19 protein-coding genes and 3 rRNA genes are annotated in these 24,477 nt (G+C 63.8%); 13 read left to right on the top strand and 9 right to left on the bottom strand.

Annotated features, from left to right (window positions below; translation table 11 throughout):
• Positions 1–45: 45 nt before the first annotated feature.
• Together QE394_RS03945 and QE394_RS03940 are read left to right on the top strand one after the other, a co-directional pair.
• Positions 46–801, top strand: a complete 756-nt coding sequence (locus tag QE394_RS03945) for an excalibur calcium-binding domain-containing protein (protein ID WP_349033791.1) — start codon at positions 46–48, stop codon at positions 799–801.
• A gap of 280 nt (positions 802–1,081) precedes the next feature.
• A complete protein-coding gene (locus QE394_RS03940) occupies positions 1,082–1,324 on the top strand; it encodes a hypothetical protein (RefSeq protein WP_349033790.1) in 243 nt (80 codons plus the stop codon).
• A gap of 25 nt (positions 1,325–1,349) precedes the next feature.
• Here QE394_RS03940 and QE394_RS03935 read toward each other — a convergent pair whose 3' ends face one another.
• Positions 1,350–1,991, bottom strand: coding sequence for a hypothetical protein (locus QE394_RS03935; protein WP_349033789.1), 642 nt, complete (start codon positions 1,989–1,991; stop codon positions 1,350–1,352).
• A 144-nt stretch (positions 1,992–2,135) separates the two neighbouring features.
• Between QE394_RS03935 and QE394_RS03930 the strand changes: the two genes are divergently transcribed.
• The gene (locus QE394_RS03930; protein WP_349033788.1) at positions 2,136–2,912 is read left to right on the top strand and encodes a DinB family protein; all 777 of its coding nucleotides are present in this window, start codon (positions 2,136–2,138) and stop codon (positions 2,910–2,912) included.
• A 6-nt stretch (positions 2,913–2,918) separates the two neighbouring features.
• Here QE394_RS03930 and QE394_RS03925 read toward each other — a convergent pair whose 3' ends face one another.
• A complete protein-coding gene (locus QE394_RS03925; protein ID WP_349033787.1) occupies positions 2,919–3,791 on the bottom strand; it encodes a universal stress protein in 873 nt (290 codons plus the stop codon).
• A gap of 138 nt (positions 3,792–3,929) precedes the next feature.
• Entirely contained in the window at positions 3,930–5,606 is a 1,677-nt protein-coding gene (locus QE394_RS03920) for an FAD-binding dehydrogenase (protein ID WP_314216152.1), read from the bottom strand.
• A 77-nt stretch (positions 5,607–5,683) separates the two neighbouring features.
• Between QE394_RS03920 and QE394_RS03915 the strand changes: the two genes are divergently transcribed.
• The 3 genes from QE394_RS03915 to QE394_RS03905 all read left to right on the top strand — a co-directional run bounded on the left by QE394_RS03915 (position 5,684) and on the right by QE394_RS03905 (position 7,989).
• Entirely contained in the window at positions 5,684–6,250 is a 567-nt protein-coding gene (locus QE394_RS03915) for a GNAT family N-acetyltransferase (protein ID WP_349033786.1), read from the top strand.
• A 184-nt stretch (positions 6,251–6,434) separates the two neighbouring features.
• Positions 6,435–7,829 (top strand): OFA family MFS transporter, encoded by a 1,395-nt coding sequence (locus QE394_RS03910; protein WP_349033785.1) that lies wholly within the window; start codon positions 6,435–6,437, stop codon positions 7,827–7,829.
• A gap of 1 nt (position 7,830) precedes the next feature.
• On the top strand, positions 7,831–7,989 hold the full coding sequence (locus QE394_RS03905; protein WP_200937920.1) for a hypothetical protein: 159 nt from the start codon (positions 7,831–7,833) through the stop codon (positions 7,987–7,989).
• Between the two features lie 62 nt (positions 7,990–8,051).
• Here the strand turns inward: QE394_RS03905 and QE394_RS03900 are convergent, their stop codons facing one another.
• The 4 genes from QE394_RS03900 to QE394_RS03885 form a co-directional block, all read right to left on the bottom strand.
• Positions 8,052–8,777, bottom strand: coding sequence for a YoaK family protein (locus QE394_RS03900; protein ID WP_056084169.1), 726 nt, complete (start codon positions 8,775–8,777; stop codon positions 8,052–8,054).
• A 189-nt stretch (positions 8,778–8,966) separates the two neighbouring features.
• Entirely contained in the window at positions 8,967–9,395 is a 429-nt protein-coding gene (locus QE394_RS03895; RefSeq protein ID WP_349033784.1) for a DUF2177 family protein, read from the bottom strand.
• Positions 9,392–11,260: an AMP-dependent synthetase/ligase gene (locus QE394_RS03890; protein WP_268158902.1), complete on the bottom strand. Its 1,869-nt coding sequence runs from the start codon at positions 11,258–11,260 to the stop codon at positions 9,392–9,394. Before QE394_RS03890 ends, QE394_RS03895 begins: the two co-directional genes overlap by 4 nt.
• Positions 11,257–11,715: a MarR family transcriptional regulator gene (locus QE394_RS03885; protein WP_349033783.1), complete on the bottom strand. Its 459-nt coding sequence runs from the start codon at positions 11,713–11,715 to the stop codon at positions 11,257–11,259. The genes QE394_RS03890 and QE394_RS03885 overlap by 4 nt, the downstream gene beginning before the upstream one ends.
• Positions 11,716–11,852: 137 nt before the next feature.
• Here QE394_RS03885 and QE394_RS03880 point away from each other — a divergent pair, with 137 nt between their 5' ends.
• The 6 genes from QE394_RS03880 to QE394_RS03855 all read left to right on the top strand — a co-directional run bounded on the left by QE394_RS03880 (position 11,853) and on the right by QE394_RS03855 (position 21,032).
• Complete coding sequence (locus QE394_RS03880; protein ID WP_268158898.1) at positions 11,853–12,722, top strand: DUF1295 domain-containing protein; 870 nt, start codon at positions 11,853–11,855, stop codon at positions 12,720–12,722.
• 208 nt (positions 12,723–12,930) lie between these two features.
• Positions 12,931–14,013 carry a TerC family protein gene (locus QE394_RS03875; RefSeq protein WP_349033782.1) on the top strand — a complete coding sequence of 361 codons (1,083 nt, stop codon included), beginning with the start codon at positions 12,931–12,933 and terminating at the stop codon, positions 14,011–14,013.
• 564 nt (positions 14,014–14,577) lie between these two features.
• A 16S ribosomal RNA gene (locus tag QE394_RS03870) occupies positions 14,578–16,099 on the top strand.
• A 502-nt stretch (positions 16,100–16,601) separates the two neighbouring features.
• Positions 16,602–19,730 (top strand): 23S ribosomal RNA (locus tag QE394_RS03865).
• Between the two features lie 161 nt (positions 19,731–19,891).
• Positions 19,892–20,008, top strand: a 5S ribosomal RNA gene (rrf, locus tag QE394_RS03860).
• The 16S, 23S and 5S rRNA genes sit together here, the layout of an rRNA operon.
• A 127-nt stretch (positions 20,009–20,135) precedes the next feature.
• Positions 20,136–21,032: a diacylglycerol kinase family protein gene (locus QE394_RS03855; RefSeq protein WP_349033781.1), complete on the top strand. Its 897-nt coding sequence runs from the start codon at positions 20,136–20,138 to the stop codon at positions 21,030–21,032.
• 79 nt (positions 21,033–21,111) lie between these two features.
• On the opposite strand, the gene QE394_RS03850 is transcribed toward QE394_RS03855, so the two are convergent.
• Together QE394_RS03850 and QE394_RS03845 are read right to left on the bottom strand one after the other, a co-directional pair.
• The gene (locus QE394_RS03850) at positions 21,112–21,378 is read right to left on the bottom strand and encodes a hypothetical protein (protein ID WP_261621168.1); all 267 of its coding nucleotides are present in this window, start codon (positions 21,376–21,378) and stop codon (positions 21,112–21,114) included.
• A gap of 36 nt (positions 21,379–21,414) precedes the next feature.
• Positions 21,415–21,858, bottom strand: a complete 444-nt coding sequence (locus QE394_RS03845) for a hypothetical protein (protein WP_056078505.1) — start codon at positions 21,856–21,858, stop codon at positions 21,415–21,417.
• A 482-nt stretch (positions 21,859–22,340) separates the two neighbouring features.
• Between QE394_RS03845 and QE394_RS03840 the strand changes: the two genes are divergently transcribed.
• Positions 22,341–24,398, top strand: coding sequence for a glycoside hydrolase family 28 protein (locus tag QE394_RS03840; protein WP_349033780.1), 2,058 nt, complete (start codon positions 22,341–22,343; stop codon positions 24,396–24,398).
• Positions 24,399–24,477: the final 79 nt, after the last annotated feature.

Raw genomic sequence — 24,477 nt, 5'->3', positions numbered from 1 at the left:
ACTTTCATCCGCATCACCAACACATCGCATTCCTAGGGGGGAATCATGAACAACCTGTACGCTGCTGCCCGCCCGAACGCGGGGCAGCTGAAGAAATCGCTGGCCATGGCCGTGCTGGCAGGGCTCCTGCTGACAGGCTGCGGCGGCAAGCAGGCGGCAGTGGAGCCGGCCTCGGCTGCCACTCCTGCCGCGAGCGCAACGGCCGAAGCCGCCGTGGCCGTTCCGGGCGTGGTGGGGATGACCCTGGACAAGGCAAAGAAGCAGCTCGAGGACCTCGGTTTCAAGGTCGAGGCCGTGGACAGCGTTGACGGCAAGAAGATCCTGGTGGATAAGAACTGGCAGGTCCTGACCCAGGACCCTGCCGGCGGCGCCACAGCGGCAAAGGGTTCCACGGTCCGTCTCGGGGTGAAGTCCCTCGAGAAGATTGCGGAGGAAAAGGCTGCGACCGAGAAGGCAGCCGCAGATAAAGCTGCTGCCGAAGCTGCCGCGGCCGCGAAGGCTGCTGCTGACAAAGCCGCCGCCGAGCAGGCAGCCCAGGCAGCTGCTGCGCAGGCCGCAGCTGATCAGGCCGCGCGTGACAAGGCGGCCGCCGACCAGGCCGCCCGGGATGCGGCAGCGCAGCAGGCGCAGAAAGCACCGGCGCCTGTCGCACCAGCGCCCGCTGCCCCCGCACCGGCAGCCGCCTACTACGCCAACTGCACAGCAGCGCGTGCCGCAGGAGCAGCGCCGGTGTACGCAGGTACGCCGGGCTACGGAAAGCATCTCGACCGTGACGGCGACGGCATCGGCTGCGACAAGTAGCCCTATATAGCAGCCGCCGTGGCTGGTTGCACGGCCCACATGCGGGCGGTGCAACCGGCAACGTGCGGCGCACCGCCCCGCCAGTCACATTCGGTTCCGTGCCGCGAACCGGTGGCGGACGCTGCCGGGCGCGCTAGTCTAGCTTCACCGCGCGGCATCGCGTGACCTGGGAGCAGCGGGCAGGGTTGTAATGAGCTGACCGACCCGCCCGCGAGCCGAGGAAGCTGATGCACCAGGACCAGGACACCGCCCGCCCCGAAACGCTGCAATGGTAGCGCCCGTGGCCCCGCCGCAGCCGAGGCGGAAGAAAGTTCGCCACCCCCGCCTCTCAGTGGGGGAGCGGGTCCACTTTGCCGAAGGGACCACCACCGGCACGGGTACCGTGGACGCCGTCACCTCCGACTACGCGATCGTCTGGGTGTGGACGGACGAGGGGCAGGGGCGCCGGATGTTCCTGCAGGGCTACGGCAGCATCGTTTCCCCCGAGCCGAAAGACACGGACGCGTACGACGACGGCGCCTGAGCAGGTGCCCCGCGGCACCGGCGCCTCAGCGCTCCGGTGTGTCCTCCTCCGGAAAGAAGCGCTGGACTCCGGCCGCTGCGTCTTGCAACGCCCCGCCGTCGAGCATCACGGATGTTTCCGCCACGTCGAACTGGGTCCACTGCGCCACCAGCCGGAGGTCGCCCACCGGGGGCAGCGGCCACAGCCACAGCGTGCCTGAACCGGAGAGTTCGTCGTCACCACCGCTGCCTCCGCCGCCGTGGAGGGCGAGGACAGGAGGGTTCGGTTCCACGGCGGGTTCCATGAACCCCGGAACCGGCTGGTGAGCCGTGCTCGCCTTCGAACCGTCCGGGAATTCCACTCCGAACATGAGGTTGTTCTGTTGGGTCCCGCCGTGGCGGTGGCCCATTCCGGGCTGGAAGAAGGCGTGGTGCAGGTCGGACCAGGCGTTCGCGTCCTGGTCGCCGCGGCGGAAGAGCCAGCCAATGGTGAACAGGCATCCGGTGGAATACACGTCAGCGCTTTTGAGGGTCAGCGCCACGGTTGGCGTCAAGTGCAGGAACCGGCCCAGGTTCACCGCCACCGGCAATTCGTGGGCCGGTGCGCCCGCCCAGGGAGGCGGAATGTAGCGCGTTGCCCTGGGCTGGGGCGACTGTGGTGGAACGGGAAAGTCCTGAAAGAAAGTCACTGTGCTCCTGGGGTTCCGCTGGCTGCGACTGACCAGCGGAACAGCGGCACGCCACTGTGGATCCCCCAATCCGTCCTGATCCGGTCAGTCTAGCTCCGCGAACCCTCCTTGATGTGCGGCGCGTCACGCGGAATGATGGCGCGCATGGCTACCTTCACCGGATCCGATGACCTGCGCGGTGCCGAATTTTCCGACGTCAGCCTCAGAGGGGCGCGGTTCGTCCGGAGCAGCCTGTCCGGCGTCGTGATGCGCGGCGTGGAGATTGACGGCGCGGACATCGATTCGCCCTGGCTGCTGGAAGATGACGGGTCCCTGTACGTGAACGGCGTGAACGTGGCTCCGCTGATCGATGCCGAGCTCAACCGGCGCTTCCCCGGCCGGGAGCTCCGGCACGCCGCGGATCCTGCCGGCCTCCTTGACGCCTGGGACCGGCTGCAGGAGGCATGGGCTGCCACCATGCAGCGGGTGGCCCGGATGCCACCCGGTACCGAGGACATATCGGTCGACGGCGAGTGGACCTTCGCGCAGACGCTGCGGCATCTGGTGATGGCCACGGATAAATGGCTGCGCGGGGCGGTCCTGGGCATCGACAAGCCGTACCACCCGGCCGGCGAACCGAACGCCGAGTACGGGACGGACGGACTGGACCTGTCCGTCTTCCAGAAAACCATGCCCTCCTACGACGAGGTGCTCGAGGTCCGGGCCGGTCGGGTGGCCATGGTGCGGGACTTCATCGCCGGTACCACCGCCGAGCAGCTTCAGGCGACCCACCCGGCCCCGGACGAACCGCGCTTCACCGTCACCACGCTCGACTGCCTGCACGTCATCCTGCACGAGGAGTGGGAACACCACAGGTTCGCGGTCCGCGACCTGGACACGATCGAAGCGAAGGCACTGCACGCAGTTGAACAACACGGTTGACCCGGGTTACGCATGGTGCTCTCCCTTGGCTGCGGGCTGGCGCCGGGAGACGAGCACCGGACCCTTGGCATGGTGGAGGATGGCATGGGCAGTGGAACCGATGCTGCCCTTGATGACTCCGTGCCCTTTGGTTCCGACGACGGTCAGGCGGGCTCCCTCGGCAGCGTGCAGGACGGCGCGGGGTACCGACGTGTCGGTGAGCAGGTGCTTTTCCACAGTGAGTCCCGGGGCAAGTTCCCGGGCCCTCGCGACGGCGGCGTCGAGGAGTGCATCCGCCGCGGCGCCGGGATCCACGGGGTCGCGGACCAGCCGGTAGCCTGCGGGCACCGTCCGGACGTGGGTGACGAGGAGCCGGGTTCCCGCTGCAGTGGCTGCAGTGCAGGCATCCTCGAGTGCCGCCTGCGAACCCGAGTCGTCAACGGCCACCAGCACGGGGCCGTCAGGGTCGCCACCTTGCCGGATCACGGCAACGGGACACGACGCCGTAGCTGCCAGTTCCAGGCTCACGGAACCGACCAGCAGCCCCATGAACCCTCCCAGCCCGCGGCTTCCCACCACCAGGAGTTCCTGGTCCGCCGCGATTTTGGGAAGATGCACGGCAGGGCTGCCGGACACCAGGCTGGTACGGACGTCGACGCCGGGGGAGGCCTGCTTCGCGTGCCCAACACCCTCTTCGAGCGTGACTTCCGCAGCCCGCTGCAAACCGCTGTCCGCAATGCCGGGGACCGGGCCAAGGTTCTTCGTCAGCAAGGGCCACAGCGTGCAGTGCACCAGATGCAGCTGGACGTTGCGCAGTGTCGCCTGTTGCGCCGCCCACCGCACCGCCCGTGCGGCCGGTTCCGAACCGTCATAGCCCACCACGATGGCTTTGGATTCCACAATGCCCCCATTCCCAGGTGCCGGCCGCCACGTCGTCGTGGAGCCGGGGTCGTTTGCCTTATGCCGATCCTAGGGCAGGCCAGGCTGGGGCACAGTGCCAATGTCCCCTAAAGCGGACCGCACCTCCGGAGACAGGATCTACAGGGACCGGACCAGCTCCCGTCCTGCGGTCAGGCCAGTGAAGAGGCAGCCGCCCAGGAACGTCCCCTCCAGTGCGTTGTAGCCGTGGGCGCCTCCGCCGCCGAACCCGGCCGCTTCCCCTGCGGCGTAGAGGCCCGGGACAGGGGAGCCGTCCTGCCCGAGAGCCTGGCCGGCGAGGTTGGTCTGGATTCCGCCGAGGCTCTTGCGGGTCACCACGTGCAGGCGCACCGCGATGAGCGGCCCCGCGGCAGGATCGAGGATCCGGTGCGGCTTGACGGTGCGGAAGAGCCGGTCGCCCAGGAAGCGGCGGCTGTTGCGGATGCCCGCCACCTGCGCGTCCTTGGAGTAGGGGTTCCGCACTTCGGCGTCGCGTTCTTCGATCTGCCGCCGAAGGTGCCCGTGGTCCAGCAACGCCTCGGCAGTGAGCCCGTTCATGCCACGGACCAGGTCCGCCAGGTTGTCAGCGACCACGAAATCGGCGCCGTGGTCCTTGAAGGCCTCGATGGGACCCGGTGCACCCTTGCCCAGGCGGCTGCGGAGCAGGAGCCTGACGTCACGGCCGGTGAGGTCAGGGTTCTGTTCCGACCCGGAGAGGGCGAACTCCTTCTCGATGATCCGCTGGTTGAGGATGAACCAGGAATGGCTGTGCTGCTGGAGGTCCGGGGTGGTCCGCAACAAACGGAGGGTCCCAAGCGTGTCGTACCCGGGGAGCCCGGGCGCGGGCAGTCGGCGGCCCAAAGCATCGAACCAGAGCGACGACGGCCCTGGCAGGATCCGGATGGCGTGGTCCGGCCAGATGGGGTTCCAGTTCTGGATGCCCTCGGTGTAGTGCCACATGCGGTCGCGGTTGACCAGCTGTACCCCGGACCCCTCCGCGATGTCCAGCATGCGCCCGTCCACGTGTTCCGGCACACCGGTCACCATTTTCTCCGGCGGCCTTCCCAGCCGTTCCGGCCACCAGCGCCGCACCAGGCTGTGGTTGCCGCCAATGCCGCCGCTGGCGATCACCACCGCCTGGGCCCGCAGCTCGAATTCGCCCACAACGTCCCGGTTGGAGGAAACGCCGCGCAGTGAGGAGTCGGGTGCCAGGACCGAGCCGCGCACCCCGGTGACCGCGCCGCCGTCGTACGTTAGACCGTCCACCCGGTGCCGGAAATGGAACCGGACGCTCCCCGCTGACGCCGCCGCCCGCGCCTTGTCCGCGAAAGGTTCGGAGACGCCGGTACCGGTGCCCCACGGGACGTGGAAGCGGGGCACCGAGTTGCCGTGCCCGCCCGCACGGCCGTCGCCGCGCTCGGCCCAGCCCACCAGCGGCGTGAACCGGATGCCCTGCTGATGCAGCCAGGAACGCTTCTCGCCCGCGGCAAACTCGACGTAGGCCCGGCCCCACTGCTGCGCCCACCGGTCCTCGGCGAGCGGTCCGGCCAGGCGGTCCCACTGCGCCGAGCCCTGCCAGTCCTGCCAGGCCAGTTCGAAGGAGTCCCGGACGCCCAGGCGGCGCTGCATGGGGGTGTCCACCAGGAACAGGCCGCCGAGGGACCAGAAAGCCTGGCCGCCCAGGTTCGCCGCGTTCTCCTGGTCCACGATGGCCACCCGCTTGCCGGCCCGCACCAGCTCGTTGGCCGCCACCAGCCCTGCAAGCCCGCCGCCGATGATGATGACGTCAGCGTCCATCCGAATATCCGCCCTGGTTGAGAGATAAGTGAGAGTCCAGCATCAACCTACAGCAGCGGCGGGATAGGGTCGTGGACATGTTTGAACTGGCCTCCCCGGATGTTTCCTTCTACCGTTCCTTCCTCGAGTCGCACCGCGAATGGGCCGGCGCCCACCAGGACGGTGCCGGCCTGTTCGCGGGGGATGACGTCAGCAGCCCGGCCGGGTTCGAAGCCTGGGTGAACAAGCTGGCGAATGCCGAACAGGCGGACGGGACAGGCGGGATTGTCCCGTGCACCTACTGGTGGATCACCGAGGGCTCCCGGTATGTGGGGTCCATCGCTTTCCGCCACTACCTCACGCCGGCGCTGCTGAACTCGGGCGGGCACATCGGCTACGGCGTCCGCCCGGCCCGCCGCGGCGAGGGTGCTGCAACCTGGGCGCTGCGCGAACTGTGCACCCGCCTGGCTGAACGCGGCGAGCCGGACCGGGTCCTGCTGACCTGCGACGACGGCAATGCTGCCTCGGCACGGACCATCGAGCGGTGCGGGGGCAAGTTGGAGGACGTCCGGCCGGATGACGACGGCGGGCACTTCATGCGGTACTGGATCGACCTGGCCCGCGGCACCCGGGAAGGCGGCGCGGGCACCCCCGGTGCCCGTTAGCCCAAAGGCGGGGGAGCGCCGCTCACCGTGAATCTCCCACCACTCACCGCAGGAATCATACGTTTACTGATCATTTGGCGCAGGATGGCCGGAGGCGTATCGAGGCGCCAAAAGGTCCGAGGGTAGGGCCGTGAGCCTCTGGACTGCCGGACACTGACGTCTACTTGAGCAGGGGAAATCATCCATGGGCTTCCTGGACCGTGAAAGAACCATCGCGCCGGCGGGTTTCAACCGCTGGCTGGTGCCGCCGGCGGCGCTCGCCGTCCACCTCTGCATCGGCCAGGCGTACGCCACCAGCGTGTACAAGACGGCGCTGGTCAAGCATTTCGGCGCCAGCCTCACCGAGATCGGCCTGGTCTTCTCCATCGCCATCGTGATGCTGGGCCTGTCCGCCGCGATCATGGGTACATGGGTGGACCGGAACGGCCCGCGGAAGGCGATGTTCACGTCGTCCATGTTCTGGGTGGGCGGCTTCCTCATCGGCTCGCTGGGCATCTTCACGCACCACCTGTGGCTCGTCTACCTGGGCTACGGCGTGGTGGGCGGCATTGGCCTGGGCATCGGGTACATCTCGCCGGTGTCCACGCTGATCAAGTGGTTCCCGGACCGGCCCGGCCTGGCCACCGGCATGGCCATCATGGGCTTCGGCGGCGGCGCGCTCATCGCCAGCCCGGTATCCACAGCGCTGCTCAAGGCGTACGATCCCAACTCCGGCACGCAGGGCTGGGTGGCCAGCGGCGATGCCGTGGGCAAGCTCTTCCTGACCCTCGCCGTCGTCTACCTCGTGTACATGCTGTTCGGCGCCTTCACCATCAAGGTCCCCGCGGACGGCTGGCGGCCCGCCGGCTTCGACCCCGCCAAGGTCAAGGCCGCCAAGCTGGTGACCACCGAGAACGTCTCCGCCAAGAACGCCGTGAAAACCCCGCAGTTCTGGCTGGTGTGGGTGGCACTGTTCTGCAACGTCACGGCCGGCATCGGCATCCTGGAACAGGCGGCCCCCATGATCCAGGACTTCTTCAGGGGGCCAGACGGCGCGTCCCTGGTCAGTGCCGCCGTCGCCGCGGGCTTCGTGGGGCTGCTGTCCATCGGCAACATGGCGGGCCGGTTCGCCTGGAGTGCCACCTCGGACATCACCGGCCGCAAGCGCATCTACATGCTGTACCTGGGCGTCGGGGCACTGCTGTACACGGTGCTGGCGCTGGCCGGATCCAGCACCACCATCCTGTACGTGGCGCTGGCGTTCCTCATCATCTCGTTCTACGGCGGCGGTTTCGCCACCGTGCCCGCCTACCTGCGCGACCTCTTCGGCACCTTCCAGGTGGGCGCCATCCACGGGCGGCTGCTGACTGCCTGGTCCGCCGCCGGTGTCGCGGGCCCGCTGATCGTCAACGCCTTCCTCGATGCCCAGGGCAAGCCCGGCCAGCTGACCGCGGCGTCCTACCAGCCCGCGTTGCTGACCATGGTGGCGCTGCTGGTGGTCGGGTTTGTGGCGAACCTGCTGGTCAAACCCGTCAGTGCACGATTCCACGAACCCCGCCTGGACAGGGACCGCCCGCACGAACCCGCCATGGAGGCCTGAGATGAGCAACGTGCCCAACAACAATCCCTCGGCACCGGACAACACAGTGGCCGTCAACACCGCCACCGGCAAGCTCGCCTTGGGCTGGGCCCTGGTGGGGGTGCCGCTGGCTTACGGCGTCTACGAAACCCTCACGCGGGTGGCCGCCCTGTTCGGCTGAGTCGTCCGCGTACGCGATGCCGGCCGGCGCCTTCGTCCCGCAGCGTGAGCCGGATCAGCCACTTACGACGCCGGTCCCGCAACAGGTGCCGGCGCTGCCGCATCCCGGCGGGTCAGGGAGGACCGGCCCACCAGCGCCACGAACAGCGTGAGCAGCGCGGTCATCAGCACACCGAGGCCCATGTGGACCTGCAGGAGCCCGGTGCCCAGTGCTGCGCCGGCCATGATGAGCCCCACGGCGGCGAGCCGGCGGCCCCAAAACGGGTGGGTGCCGGCGCCGAGCCGTGAATCGGCGGCCAATCCGGTGATGGTGGAGGTGACCACCACTGTGGACACGTCCTTGACGTTGAGGTGCCGTGCGGTGGCGGCCTGAACCCCCATGGACACTGCCAGGACGCCGGTGATCGCGACCGTCAGCGGCTCGTTGTTCCGCGGGGTCACACCGCTGAGCAGGGCTACGGCCACGGCGGCCATCACCGTTCCGACGCCCACCAGCAGCGCGCTGGTGCGGTGCGACCAGCCGGATGTGGTGAGGCGAAGGGTGCGGCCGGAAACCAACGCACCCGCCATGAAGCCGGCCAGCGCCACCACCGGCCCAAGCACGGGTAGATTGTCGCCGCCCATCAGCGCCATGCCCAGGATCACCACGTTGCCGGTCATGTTCGCGGTGAAGACGCGGTCCAGGCCCAGATAGCCCACCGCATCGATCACCCCCGTGGAAAACGTCAGCATCAGCATGAGCACCAGGTGCAGCCGGGACGGTTCGGCGGGGAAGAAGCGTGCGGGCATGCGGTCGCCTTTCGCTGGTCCGGGGACACGGGAGGTTTCCAGTATGCGCCGGTGTCACGCAGAGCATGCTTTGAGATGACGCACGACGGCGGAGCCTTGGTATTTCCTGGTTCCGCCGTCTGCGGGAGGCCAAAAGTATGCCGTGCGTGACGCCGGCCCCGGACGAAGGTGCGTCGAAGCGAAGGTGCGTCAGGGCACCCGGGCCGCCAGCCGCCGTCGTAGGATCACCGAGGTCAGCCACGTGACCAGACTGCAGGCCGCGGCGCCCCAGAGGATGTCCGTCACGGCCACCAGTGCTGTGAAGTCCTTGAGGACGGCGAGCCCGGTGAGCGCCCAGGTGGCGTAGGTGAAGAACCCGAACAGCGCCGCCCCGGTGACCCGCTGCCGGATGGTCGCGTCGGGGCTGTTGGGCCGGACCCCATAGTGGACCATCCCGGCCACGAAGATGACGTAGAACAGGACGGCAGCCACGAAGTTGGTCTTGTCCGCGAGGATTCCGCCGATGGCCGACTGGTACAGCGGATTCGCCACCCCCAGGATCCACACCACGTCCAGCACCGCGAAGATGAGGGCTGCGACGATGTAGGCGGTCAGCCAGTTTTTGGTGCGGTGGTTCATGCTGGACTCCTTGTGTCGGTGTAAAGGTTTTCCACGAAGTGGCGGGCGCGTTCGGTGAAGACGGATCGTTTGAGTTTCATGGTGGGGGTGACCATGCCGTGGTTCTCGTTCAGGTCAGCGAGCAGCAGCACGAACCTGCGCACCTGTTCTGACCGAGCGAGCCGGGCGTTTGCGGCGCTGACCACTTTCTCCACCGCGGTGAGCAGCCGGGCGTCGTCAATTTCGACGGCGCCGCCGTCGTCGGGAATGCGCAGCCCGGCGATGTCGGATATGCCCTCCCGTTCGGCCCAGGCCGCCACGGTTTCGGGGTCCAGGAGAACCAGCCCGCCGAGGTATGGCTTACCCTCTCCCACCATCACGGCATGGGCCACCAGGGGATCGCCCTCGACGTAGCCCTCCCAAATGGAAGGCGTCACGGTCTTGCCGCCGGCGGTGACAATCACATCCTTGATCCTGCCCCTGAGTGTGAGCCGGCCCTGGGTGTCCAGCTCGCCCAAGTCACCGGTCCGGAAGAATCCGTCAACGAAGGCGTCGGCACTGTCGGCTGACCGTCGGTACCCGGAGAAGACACCTATGCCGCGGGCCAGCACTTCGCCCTCGTCCGAGATCCGCACGGTGGTACCGGGCATCGGCACACCCACGGACCCGGAGCGGATTGCGCCGGGCAGGTTGCCGGTCAGCGGGGCGGTGGTCTCCGTCAGCCCGTAGCCTTCGATGACCGGCAGGCCCAGGCCGCGGAAGAAGAGGGACAGGTCCGCGTCCAGTGCGCCGGCGCCGGAGAGCAGGCAGTCCAGCCGTCCGCCCACCAGCGCGCGAAGGCGGGCGTAGAAAAGCCGGTCGAACAGACCCCGCCGCGCACGCAGCCCAAGCGGGGCACGGAGGGAAGCGTCGGCGTCGTGTGCTTCCATGAACCTGCCCCACTCCACTGCGGTGCCCTGTGCCATGGCCCACACCCCGCCCAGGTGCTTCTGCGCCGCGGCCGCAGCAGCGGAAGCCTGGATTTTCTGCAGGACGCGGGGGACCACCACCAGGAACGTGGGCTTAAGCGCACCGAGAGCGGGGACCACATCGCGGGGGTCGGAGAGATGTGCGATGCGCATGCCGTTGGCCAGGCAGATCAGTTGCAGGCCGCGGGCCAGGACGTGCGCCATGGGCAGGAAGATGATGGTGTTGCCGCCCTCGCGGACCACGCTGGTGTAGGCGGCACCGACGTTGAGGATCTGGCCCACGAAGTTGCGGTGCGTGATCAGGGCGCCTTTGGGGGCCGCGGTGGTGCCGGAGGTGTAGACGATGGTGGCCACGGAGTCGAGGTCATGCAGCAGCCGTCGTTCCTCCACGTCGCTGTCCGGCACGTCCGAGCCGCGCTGGACAAGGGCTGCCAGATCGGCGCCCGGACGGGCGTCCATGGTCCAAACACCCAAGTGTGCAGAGCCGCTTTCGGCGAAGCCGTGGTCCAGCAGGGCGGCGTGTGCGGCGGTGCCGGCGATGGCCAGACGGACGGCGGCGTCCTCCAAGACGGCGGTCACTTGAGGCTGGGCGGACGTTTCGTAGATGGGGACCACGACGGCGGCGGCGAACCAGGCTGCCATGTCCGCCACCGCCCACTCATAGCGGGTGGGGGACATGATGGCCATCGCGTCGCCGGGCCGCAGTCCGGCGGCGATCAGCCCCTTGGCCAGCGCCCGGACTTCCTTGACGAACTGCCCGGTGGTCACCTGCTGCCAGGAATCGCTCACAGGAGCGCCGCTGGCGCGGACCTCGAAGGCGACGTGGTCCGGGGAGGTACGGAAGCGGTGCATCAGCAGGTCAGTGGCGTTCCGATGTTCGGACAGGTCGGCCAGCGGCGGCGAGGTGAACTCTTTCATGGGGTTTCTTTCTCGGAAAGGTAGTGCAGATGGTCCTGCATGAGGTGCATCGCGACACTGAGGAAGTCGCTGACGGCGTCCTGTCGCATGCGGGGCAGGGCCTCGATGTGCTGGTTGGTGGACGCCATCAGAGGCCGCATGAGGTCCATGACGTCCTTGGTGGCGGCGGGGGTGGCGCTGACATGCACGTGGCGACGGTCCTCGTCCGACCGGAGCCGTTCGGCGTAGCCGTGCGCTTCCAGCCGGCTGACGATTGCAGTGGTGGTGGCAGCCGTGGCCCCCAGGGTTTCGGCAAGCTTGCCCACGGTGACCGGCCCGGAATGGCTGAGCGCTGAGAGGGCGCGGTAATCGGTGAGGTTCAGTTCCAGCCGTCGAGCCACCTCCCGCTCGGTCTGGGTAGCGAGGTCGAACAGCGCCTGCAGCGCTACGGCGGCGGGGTGATACGGCAGGTTCACGGTTCCTCCTCCGCTGCGCTGATAGTATTTATGGTTATCTAGTGATCAAATTAATTTGAATACATGAAAGACTAGCAGGAGTGGTTGGGACCGGCCGCGCAGAAGCGCGCGGTGGACCAGGGGAAAGGAATCTGTCCGTGAACGAAAAGAGCCGCAAGGCCCTCATCAGCACAATTATTGCCGTGGTGGTGGCGGCGCTCATCGCCCTTGCCGGCAGCCAAGGCGGGTCCACGATCGGCGGGTTCCCGGTGTTCGGCCTGGGGGTTGCCATTGCCTTCGTGATCCAGTGGCTGGTGTTCATCCCGTCCTACAAGGCGCAGACGGAGAAGTTCTACGATCTCACCGGGGCCTTGACATACATCTCCATCACGGTGTTCCTGGTGCTGGCGTCCCCCGGCGTGGACGCCCGCGGCATGCTGCTGGCGGCCATGGTGGTGCTGTGGGCCGGGCGGCTTGGCAGCTTCCTCTTCCTGCGGATCAGCAAGCACGGCAAGGATGACCGCTTCGACGAGCTCAAGCCCGACTTCTTCCGTTTCCTGAACACGTGGACCATCCAAGGCCTGTGGGTGGTACTTACCGCGGCGCTCGCGTGGGTGGCCATCACGTCTGACAAAAAGGTAGGCCTGGACTGGTTCTTCTGGGTGGGCCTGCTGGTGTGGCTCGCGGGCATGTCCATCGAGACCGCCGCAGACGTCCAAAAGAACCGGTTCAAGGATGACCCCGCCAACAAGGGCCGCTTTATCAGCACCGGGCTGTGGTCCAAGTCCCGCCACCCGAACTACTTCGGCGAGATCACGCTGTGGGTGGGCGTGGCGATCATCGCCCTGCCCGTGCTCCAGGGCTGGCAGTGGGCGGCGCTGATCTCCCCGGTGTTTGTTGCCCTGCTACTGACCAAGGGCAGCGGCGTGCCGCCCCTGGAGAAGAAAGCGGACAAGAAATGGGGCGGGCAAGCCGACTACGAGGAATACAAGAAGAACACCCCCGTCCTGGTGCCGAAGCTGAAGTAGGCTTTCCCTCCGGTTACCCCGGTCGACGGCGGCACTTGAAAAGTACTCCCCTCGATGAGTTAGAATTCACTCATCAAGGGGAGTACTCCCGTCTGTGATAGGCCCGTCAATACGGATGCATTGAAGCATTCCGGGCCATCGGCTCCGGTTCAACCGGGCGGAGGAGACCTTGGCGTATCTGTCAGCGCCAACCCCTTGGAGTACCCAATTGCAGGTAACACCACTGATCTGGATCATCACCCTTGCTGTGACCGTCCTGTTCTTCGTTTACGAATTCTTCGCGCATGTGCGCAAACCCCATGAACCGTCCATCGGTGAATCGGCGCGCTGGTCCGCGTTCTACATCGGACTGGCGCTGCTGTTCGGCGTGGGTATCGGCATGGTCTCCGGCTGGAACTTCGGCGGTGAATACTTCGCCGGCTATCTCACCGAGAAGGCCCTCTCGATCGACAACCTGTTCGTCTTCCTCATCGTGATGAGCGGGTTCGCTGTCCCCAAGAAGTACCAGCAGAAGGTGCTGATGATCGGCATCGTCATCGCGCTGATCCTGCGCGGTGGTTTCATCGCCATCGGCGCAGGCCTCATCGAGAACTTCTCCTGGATCTTCTACATCTTCGGCGCGCTGCTGCTGTTCCTGGCCTACAAGCAGGCGTTTGGCAGCCACGAGTCCAACCCGGCCGACGGCAAGTTCATGCAACTGGTGCGCCGCGTCCTGCCCGTCACGGACGAGTACCACGGGGACAAGCTCACCGTGAAGAAGGGCGGCACCCGCTTCTTCACGCCCATGATGCTGACCATCATTGCCATCGGTTTCGTCGACCTGATCTTCGCCGTTGACTCCATTCCCGCCATTTACGGGCTGACCAACGAGGCGTACATCGTCTTCACCGCCAACGCGTTCGCCCTGATGGGCCTGCGCCAGCTGTTCTTCCTGATCGGCGGGCTGCTGGAACGCCTGGTGTACCTGGCCCAGGGCCTGGCAGTCATCCTCGCCTTCATCGGCGTGAAGCTGGTCTTCCACGCACTGCACGTCAACGAGCTGTCCTTCATCAACGGCGGCCAGCCGCTCCTGTGGGTCCCTGAGATTCCCATCTGGTTCTCGCTGGTGTTCATCGGCGCCACCATTGCTGTAGCCACTGTTGCCAGCCTCATGAAGACCCGCGGCGATGGCGACAGGAACGACCGGCACACGGTGGAGGGCGGCACGGTGGCCGCTGCCTCCAAGGACCAGCGGGAAGCGGATCAGCAGTCCGACGACGACCTGAGCTCTACCGCCCGGGGACCCAAGTAGCTGGTGTGACCCACTGCATAGCGGGCAGTTCCGGCCGATAAAGAGGTTGGAGAGTGCCAATGGCCCCTGGAATCCCTGCAATTGCACGGGTTCCGGGGGCCGCAGGCCTTCCTGGGGGTGGATTTGCGGTGGGCTTGGTGGGCCTGTATTGTTTTCTAAGTCGCCGCGAGGGAGACAGCGAAGAGCTGGTAACCGCGGGCGGCCAAACTCCCAAAAACCAAGACCAAGATTTAGTTGCTCTTCAGGGCGCTGAAAACTGGTGGGAGCGGTCATCTTCCGCTTCAAGTCCTGAAACATGGATTTGCATCGGGCCGGGTGGTCGGGTAAGTTTGGAAAGTTGCTCCGGAGCGATCCTGAACGGAATGTTTGGGTGGTGCCGGGTGTGTCTGTTGTTTGAGAACTCAATAGTGTGCCAAGTTTGTTGATACCAATTTATTGTATTGAATTGGTTGAATTTGCTGTGCCGCCACCCCGTGGTTGGCATGGTGTTTTTGGCTGGTTTCAAATTTTGTGCATCCATTTTGTCCCGTTATTTCCGGGGTTGGTGGGTGTGTCTGTTTTACTTCAACGGAGAGTTTGATCCTGGCTCAGGATGAACGCTGGCGGCGTGCTTAACACATGCAAGTCGAACGATGAACCTCACTTGTGGGGGGATTAGTGGCGAACGGGTGAGTAACACGTGAGTAACCTGCCCTTGACTCTGGGATAAGCCTGGGAAACTGGGTCTAATACCGGATATGACTGATCATCGCATGGTGGTTGGTGGAAAGCTTTTGCGGTTTTGGATGGACTCGCGGCCTATCAGCTTGTTGGTGGGGTAATGGCCTACCAAGGCGACGACGGGTAGCCGGCCTGAGAGGGTGACCGGCCACACTGGGACTGAGACACGGCCCAGACTCCTACGGGAGGCAGCAGTGGGGAATATTGCACAATGGGCGCAAGCCTGATGCAGCGACGCCGCGTGAGGGATGACGGCCTTCGGGTTGTAAACCTCTTTCAGTAGGGAAGAAGCGTAAGTGACGGTACCTGCAGAAGAAGCGCCGGCTAACTACGTGCCAGCAGCCGCGGTAATACGTAGGGCGCAAGCGTTATCCGGAATTATTGGGCGTAAAGAGCTCGTAGGCGGTTTGTCGCGTCTGCCGTGAAAGTCCGGGGCTCAACTCCGGATCTGCGGTGGGTACGGGCAGACTAGAGTGATGTAGGGGAGACTGGAATTCCTGGTGTAGCGGTGAAATGCGCAGATATCAGGAGGAACACCGATGGCGAAGGCAGGTCTCTGGGCATTAACTGACGCTGAGGAGCGAAAGCATGGGGAGCGAACAGGATTAGATACCCTGGTAGTCCATGCCGTAAACGTTGGGCACTAGGTGTGGGGGACATTCCACGTTTTCCGCGCCGTAGCTAACGCATTAAGTGCCCCGCCTGGGGAGTACGGCCGCAAGGCTAAAACTCAAAGGAATTGACGGGGGCCCGCACAAGCGGCGGAGCATGCGGATTAATTCGATGCAACGCGAAGAACCTTACCAAGGCTTGACATGAACCGGAAACGCCTGGAAACAGGTGCCCCACTTGTGGTCGGTTTACAGGTGGTGCATGGTTGTCGTCAGCTCGTGTCGTGAGATGTTGGGTTAAGTCCCGCAACGAGCGCAACCCTCGTTCTATGTTGCCAGCACGTGATGGTGGGGACTCATAGGAGACTGCCGGGGTCAACTCGGAGGAAGGTGGGGACGACGTCAAATCATCATGCCCCTTATGTCTTGGGCTTCACGCATGCTACAATGGCCGGTACAAAGGGTTGCGATACTGTGAGGTGGAGCTAATCCCAAAAAGCCGGTCTCAGTTCGGATTGGGGTCTGCAACTCGACCCCATGAAGTCGGAGTCGCTAGTAATCGCAGATCAGCAACGCTGCGGTGAATACGTTCCCGGGCCTTGTACACACCGCCCGTCAAGTCACGAAAGTTGGTAACACCCGAAGCCGGTGGCCTAACCCCTTGTGGGGGGGAGCCGTCGAAGGTGGGACTGGCGATTGGGACTAAGTCGTAACAAGGTAGCCGTACCGGAAGGTGCGGCTGGATCACCTCCTTTCTAAGGAGCACCTACAGCTTTCTGTCCTGGATGTATGTCCGGTGGTGGGGGTTGTCAGGAGAATGCCCGTTGCACGGACGAATGTTTCGTGGCGGGTGCTCAAGGGTGGAATATCAACAAATAGGTGCCTGGTGGCACGGACCGTTTGCTAGTACGGACTGATCTCTTCGGAGTTGGTCCTGGAACGTTCGGTGGTCTGGTCTGCTGGGTAGTGTTTGGCACACTGTTGGGTCCTGAGGCAACAGGACCGGGGAGGGCCCTTGGGGTTCTTGTCGGTACTTTGTTTCTGGTTTCCCTGCTGCACCGATCATGCATGGTGATCCCTTTTGGGGGGTTGTGTGTGGGGTGTGTGGTGTGGGGTTGTTGTTTGAGAACTACATAGTGGACGCGAGCATCTTGTATAAGAAGCAATTTCCAAGAATATGAACCTGGATCTGGTTCGTGCGCCTTTGGGTGTGCGGGTCGGTTTCTGTGGTTCTCTCGAAAATGTTTTGATCTTTGTGGTCAAGTTTTTAAGAGCACACGGTGGATGCCTTGGCATTAGGAGCCGAAGAAGGACGTAGGAATCTGCGATAAGCCTGGGGGAGTCGATAACCGGACTGTGATCCCAGGGTGTCCGAATGGGGAAACCCCGCCAGGAGCGCGAGTTACCTGGTGACCCGCATCTGAACACATAGGGTGCGTGGAGGGAACGCGGGGAAGTGAAACATCTCAGTACCCGCAGGAAGAGAAAACAATAGTGATTCCGTTAGTAGTGGCGAGCGAACGCGGATCAGGCTAAACCGTTCCATGTGTGATAGCCGGCGGGCGTTGCATGGTCGGGGTTGTGGGACATTACGTGTCAGTTCTGCCGGGCTGACGGGGTGTGGGTGTGCGTATAGGTGAACGGTCTTGAAAGGCCGGCCAGAGAGGGTGTTAGTCCCGTAACTGTAATGCGTTGCACCGCCTTGTTGATGTATCCCAAGTAGTACGGGGCCCGAGAAATCCCGTGCGAATCTGTCAGGACCACCTGATAAGCCTAAATACTCCCTAATGACCGATAGCGGACCAGTACCGTGAGGGAAAGGTGAAAAGTACCCCGGGAGGGGAGTGAAACAGTACCTGAAACCGTGTGCTTACAATCCGTCGGAGCAACCTTGTAGTTGTGACGGCGTGCCTTTTGAAGAATGAGCCTGCGAGTTAGTGTTACGTCGCGAGGTTAACCCGTGTGGGGCAGCCGTAGCGAAAGCGAGTCTGAATAGGGCGTTTGAGTGGCGTGATCTAGACCCGAAGCGAAGTGATCTACCCATGGCCAGGTTGAAGCGACGGTAAGACGTCGTGGAGGACCGAACCCACTTCAGTTGAAAATGGAGGGGATGAGCTGTGGGTAGGGGTGAAAGGCCAATCAAACTTCGTGATAGCTGGTTCTCCCCGAAATGCATTTAGGTGCAGCGTTGCGTGTTTCTTATCGGAGGTAGAGCTACTGGATGGCTAATGGGCCCTACAAGGTTACTGACGTCAGCCAAACTCCGAATGCCGGTAAGTGAGAGCGTAGCAGTGAGACTGTGGGGGATAAGCTTCATAGTCGAGAGGGAAACAGCCCAGACCACCAACTAAGGCCCCTAAGCGTGTGCTAAGTGGGAAAGGATGTGGAGTTGCGAAGACAACCAGGAGGTTGGCTTAGAAGCAGCCATCCTTAAAAGAGTGCGTAATAGCTCACTGGTCAAGTGATTCCGCGCCGACAATGTAGCGGGGCTCAAGTACACCGCCGAAGTTGTGGCATTCAAATATTAGCTAAGCCCTTGTGGTTCAGGCGTTTGGATGGGTAGGGGAGCGTCGTGTGGGCAGTGAAGTCGCGGTGGAAACCAGCGGTGGAGCCTACACGAGTGAGAATGCAGGCATGAGTAGCGAAAGACGGGTGAGAAACCCGTCCGCCGAATGATCAAGGGTTCCAGGGTCAAGCTAATCTGCCCTGGGTAAGTCGGGACCTAAGGCGAGGCCGACAGGCGTAGTCGATGGACAACGGGTTGATATTCCCGTACCGGCGAAAAACCGCCCATGTTGAACAGGGGATACTAACTGCCCGAGACCTGCCCGATCACCCTTGTGGTGTGAGGGTTTTGGTGGAGCGCAGGACCTGATCCTGGGAGGCAAGCGTATTAACAGGTGTGACGCAGGAAGGTAGCCGAGCCGGGCGATGGTTGTCCCGGTCTAAGGATGTAGGGCGAGTGGTAGGCAAATCCGCCACTCATGATGCCTGAGATCTGATGGGACCCCCGTTTGGGGGGATTTGGTGATCCTATGCTGCCGAGAAAAGCATCGACGCGAGGTTTTAGCCGCCCGTACCCCAAACCGACACAGGTGATCAGGTAGAGAATACTAAGGCGATCGAGAGAATTATGGTTAAGGAACTCGGCAAAATGCCCCCGTAACTTCGGGAGAAGGGGGGCCCCAACCTTGATGGACACTTGCTGTCCGGAGGGGATCGGGGCCGCAGAGACCAGGGGGAAGCGACTGTTTACTAAAAACACAGGTCCGTGCGAAGTCGCAAGACGATGTATACGGACTGACTCCTGCCCGGTGCTGGAAGGTTAAGAGGACCGGTTAGCCTGTAAGGGCGAAGCTGAGAATTTAAGCCCCAGTAAACGGCGGTGGTAACTATAACCATCCTAAGGTAGCGAAATTCCTTGTCGGGTAAGTTCCGACCTGCACGAATGGAGTAACGACTTCCCCGCTGTCTCAACCATAAACTCGGCGAAATTGCAGTACGAGTAAAGATGCTCGTTACGCGCAGCAGGACGGAAAGACCCCGAGACCTTTACTATAGTTTGGTATTGGTGTTCGGAGTGGCTTGTGTAGGATAGGTGGGAGACGTTGAAGCCCGGACGCCAGTTCGGGTGGAGTCATCGTTGAAATACCACTCTGGTCACTTTGGACATCTAACTTCGGCCCGTAATCCGGGTCAGGGACAGTGCCTGATGGGTAGTTTAACTGGGGCGGTTGCCTCCTAAAAAGTAACGGAGGCGCCCAAAGGTTCCCTCAGCCTGGTTGGCAATCAGGTGTCGAGTGTAAGTGCACAAGGGAGCTTGACTGTGAGAGAGACATCTCGAGCAGGGACGAAAGTCGGGACTAGTGATCCGGCGGTACATTGTGGAATGGCCGTCGCTCAACGGATAAAAGGTACCTCGGGGATAACAGGCTGATCTTGCCCAAGAGTCCATATCGACGGCATGGTTTGGCACCTCGATGTCGGCTCGTCGCATCCTGGGGCTGGAGTAGGTCCCAAGGGTTGGGCTGTTCGCCCATTAAAGCGGTACGCGAGCTGGGTTTAGAACGTCGTGAGACAGTTCGGTCCCTATCCGCTGCGCGCGCAGGAAATTTGAGAAGGGCTGTCCTTAGTACGAGAGGACCGGGACGGACGAACCTCTGGTGTGTCAGTTGTACTGCCAAGTGCACCGCTGATTAGCTACGTTCGGATGGGATAACCGCTGAAAGCATCTAAGCGGGAAGCTCGCTTCGAGATGAGATTTCCATACACTTTATTGTGTGAGAGGCCCCCAGCCAGACCACTGGGTTGATAGGCCGGATGTGGAAGCGAGGACTAACGACTCGTGAAGCTGACCGGTACTAATAGGCCAACAACTTACACCACACAGAAAATACATAACTCTGCTTGCGTCCACTATGTGGTTCCCAACCAACAACCCAACACGTTGCTGGCCGGAACCAAAACAACTGAATACAACACCACATGTTGTAACCACAGATTTCCCACACCACCCCCTAAAAGGGGTTGGTGACGGGTAGAAGGGTTACGGCGGTCATAGCGTGGGGGAAACGCCCGGTCCCATTCCGAACCCGGAAGCTAAGACCCACAGCGCCGATGGTACTGCACCCGGGAGGGTGTGGGAGAGTAGGACACCGCCGGACAAACATTGAGTAGGGCCCTGACACAACGTCAGGGCCTTACCACTTTAACCACCACCCCCCACACATACGGGAACAGCCAACTAGGCTGGAGCCACATGTGCACCACGACGGAAGGGCTGGTCACGCTATGACTGAGGATCCGGCGCCTGCCGTGGCTTTTGACCGCGTGGTCCTCATCTTCAATCCCGGGAAGCCCGGCATGGGCGCCAGGATTGAAACCCTTCAAAGCAGTCTCAAGCGGGATTTTCCGTCGCTTCCCATCAGTGCGCTGCCCACCGCTCATGCCGGGCACGCCCGCGAGCTCGCTCGGGCCGAAGCAGGGTGGGGCACGCCGCTGATGGTGTCCGTCAGCGGTGACGGCGGGTACAACGAGGTGGTAAACGGCGTCATGGACGTCGCCGGCAGCAAAGCGGTGTGTGCCGTGCAGCCGGCGGGTAACGCCAACGATCATCACCGAAGCCTGCCGGATCAGTCGCTTACGCAGGCGATCCGGGAGTCGAGCGTCCGCCGCATCGACCTGCTCCGGATCACGTTCCGGGACGGAGACCGCGAGGAGGTCCGGTACGCCCACTCCTACGTGGGGTTCGGGCTCACGCCGCTGATGGCGGTGGGGATCGAAAAGGGCGGAAAGGGGAAGTTCCTGGAACTCGTCTCCGTGGCGCGGACGTTGTCCAAGCTCATGCCTTTTGAACTGGTCCGCGCGGACGGGGCCACCGCCCGGTTCGACAGCCTGATCCTGGCCAACATTTCCCGGATGGCGAAGTACGGAACGGTCAGTGAGTCCGATCAGCCGGATGACGGGCGTTTCGAAGTGGTGACGCTGCCACACGCCGGGCGGTGGAAGATGGCGCTGATGACACTCCGCGCGGTCACGCTGGGACTGGGGCGGCAGCCGAGCGTCAGCACGTATGCGTTCACCATGCGGGACGCTGCGCCGTGCCAGATTGACGGTGAAGTGGTGCACGTCCAGGCAGGAACGCATGTCCTGGTGGAGAGCGCCCATGGAGCCCTCGCCACCATTTGACCGCCCAACTCCGTTGTTGGGCCAAGTGCACCAGGTGTCCGGGCAGCCGACGCCGAGGCGCCGGCTGCCTTTCACAACGTCAGGGCTGCACCGAGTCGAAGAACGTGTAACCGGTGTCCGGCTTCCCGTCGCTGTTTTCGTGTGCCTTCATACGGATGAATTCCACGTCTTCCTCGCTGAGGCTGGTTTCCCCGTGGACGTCCCAGGTGAGTGGTTGATCCAGGGCCGCGCTGATCTCCGCGGACAGAGTCCGTGGAATGATCACGCAGCCTGGGTTGTCGAACAGCCAGTCGGTCACTGTCGAGGGAAGCCGGTGCCACTGGTCTCGGAGGGGCGAATCTGTCATGGAGTGCCTTTCGGGTTGGATGCCTGGGGAGAAAATTCAGTCGAAGTGGATTTCGGCGGCAGCCTGGCGGAGGAACTCGAGGCGCTGTTCCTCGACCATGCCCAGGGCATCCAACTCCTCGGTCCGGTCCTGGCGTTCCTTGGAGGCTTGGGCGGACACACCGGCCAGGATGTTTCCCACCAAATGAGCCAGGCCCGATTTGAGCTCCGCAAGGTTGGTGTTGCCGATCAGGAGCCGGCGGTCGGAGACGGAGAGGTCAATGTGGCTGTAGCCCGCGTCCGCGAGCTCCTGCCGCACACCGCTTCCGCGCAGGAGGTCGATTTCCCGTGGCTGAGGCCGCCGGGAGAACACTGCCGGGACCGTGTAGCGGGTTGGGCCCTGTGCCGTGTGCAGGTCGTGCGGGAGTGCGGATGCGAGAACCCCGCTGAGCGTGAGTGCTGCATCAGCGCGCACGGGAGAGGTGTGGATGGTGGTGGTCATGGCGCTTGGCCTTCGTTCCTGGAATGCACCGTCGGACCCGTGGGTACGTGGAACGGCTGTGACTGGAGGGCAGGGCCCGGAACCGGGCCGCTGCGGGGAGGGAAACAGGCCCGGTGATTGAACGTGGCCGTCCTCGTTGTCCCAATTCGCCGCCGTGCCGGTGTCCGGATGATGCCGGGCCGGGTTGGTGAGCAGCGATGAGCTGCAGGAGAGTTGGGCTCATTGATCGGAGAATCGGATGTCCAGTCACGACGTCCCGACGTATTTGCAGTCTACGCTCAATTGCGCGCAGCAGTTTCGGCACGGCCGCGGCAGCGCGGCAACCTCTGCCATTGCCACCCTTGACCGGGCTGCGGACAGCAACATATGCTCGATCTCAGAAAGCGTTTTCTCAGGCACCGGCGCAGTGCCCATTTTGCGAAGGTCTCACCGAATACCTCTACTCACTTCGGGGCTCATTGTCGTGCCCCGGAAAGGATGACATGCAGGTTGCCAGAACCTCACGGAAGCGTAATCACCGCCTTGCAGGCGCCGCCGCCACAGTCCTGATCGGTCTCACATCCCTGACCGCCGTCGCCGCCCCGGCATCGGCGGCACCGCCGGGAAGCCAGGATTCCCCGGCGTGCTCCAGCTCCAGCACCCGTCTCGAGGCGGGCACCGCCCAGGCACCCCAGAACCTCTGCGTCCCGGCCGCCGCCACGGATGACACCAGCACCCTGCTGGTCTGGAACAAGCCGGACGTGTACGGCGACGTGGTGGATTACCGGGTCTACCAGAACGGCGCACCGATCGGCACGGCGGAGGAGAATGCCCGGCAGTTCTCGCCGGCGCAGGAATATGTGGATGCTTTCCGGGCCAGGGATACGGACGGCTTCCACGCCAAAACCGTGGCCCACAACTTCACAGTCACAGGCCTGTCCCCGCGGACCAAGCACACCTTCAGCGTGACCGGGATCCGGGCGGACGGCAGCGAAACCCCGGCGAGCGGCACCATAACAGTGACCACCACTCCCAAGCGGCACACCAACGTGGTCACCGCACCCGCCTACAAAGCCAAAGGCGACGGCACCACCCTGGACACGGCTGCCATCCAAAAAGCGATCGATACCTGCCGCACCCCCGGCTGCACCGTCGTCGTACCCCAGGGCACCTTCCGGACGGGCGCGCTGTTCCTGCACTCCAACATGACGCTGGAACTGCAGGAGGGCGCCCGGCTGCTGGGCTCGGACCGGCCGGAGGACTACCCGCTGGAGAAGGGCTACTACCTCTATCCCGTGCCGGAGCCGCTGCCCACGGAGGCCGAATACCGGAACTACCTGCGGCCGCCGTCGCTCCTTAACGTCCTCCCCGGGGACAACGGCCGGTCCAAGGAAGGGCGTGAACCCGGCGCGGTGGCCAGCAACGTCCGGATCACCGGCAAAGGCGTGGTGGACGGCAACGGCTGGAAGCGCACCAGCACCGGAACAGTAACAGATGAGGCGGGCAACGAGCTGCCACAGTACGTGGCCAGCAGCGCCGGCAAGGTGCTGGAGGACGGGCTGCTCGCGGCCAACCAGTTCCGCAACGCCAAGGCCAACCCGGACGCCCTGACCGGCATCGTCAACAGGCCGGACACATTCGAGGATTCCGTGCTGTACGGCCAGTACCGTTCCAGCCTGATGACATTCATGGGCGTCGACAACCTTTACCTGGAGGGCGTCACGGCGGACAATCCCGCGTTCCACGGCGTGATGATCCTGGACAGCGAGAACACCACTGTCAACGGCATGCGGCACACCACCTACAACACCAACAACGGCGACGGGCTGGAGTTCGGCGGAACCAGCAACGGAATCGTGCTCAACAACTTCTTCGACACCGGGGACGATCAGGTCAACTTCGCCGCCGGCCAGGGCAAGTACGGCGCACAGGGCAGGCCGAGCGAGGACGTCTGGATCTTCAACAACTACATGCGGATGGGCCACGGCGGCATCGCGGTGGGCTCCAACACGGCGGCCTGGGTGCAGCGCGTGCTGGCCGAGGACAACGTGATGTACAAGGTGGAGACCGGCGGGCTGCGGATGAAGAGCACCTCGGACATGGCCGGCGGCGGGCGGAACTTCCTCTTCCGGGACACCGCCATGGCCTGCATGGGCAGCAGCGCGTTCATCATGACGCTCAGCTACAACCAGTCACCCAGCGGGTACGTCGCCGCGGATTCGGCCACCTTCAAGGACGTGGCGGTCCGCAACGTGTCAGTGGACGGCAACAACTCGCCCGGCTGCGGCATGGCCGTCTCCGACAGCAAACCGGTCATCGACATCCAGGCCGGACCGGCCCTCGGCGAAGGAACTGCCACGCTCAGCAACTTCACGTTCCAGGACGTGGTGTTCCGGAACGTCAACCCCGCCAACATCAAGGGCCTCACCAATTCGGTGTTCGACGGCGTGACGTTCCAGAGCGTTTGGAACAACGCCAACCCCTGGCGGTTCGACCAGTACTCCACCGGCAACTCGTTCGCGGACGTATCGCCCGCGCCCGCGGCGCTTCCGGCCGGATAGACGTCCTCCAGCAGAGCGTACGACGGCGGCACCCGGCCTGGGTGCCGCCGTCCGCGTTGGGGGAGGCCCTAGACTCTGA

Origin of the sequence: Pseudarthrobacter sp. SORGH_AS 212 (assembly GCF_030818145.1) — a bacterium.
Classification (GTDB): domain Bacteria; phylum Actinomycetota; class Actinomycetes; order Actinomycetales; family Micrococcaceae; genus Arthrobacter.
This window is presented reverse-complemented; position numbering and strand designations above follow the sequence as displayed.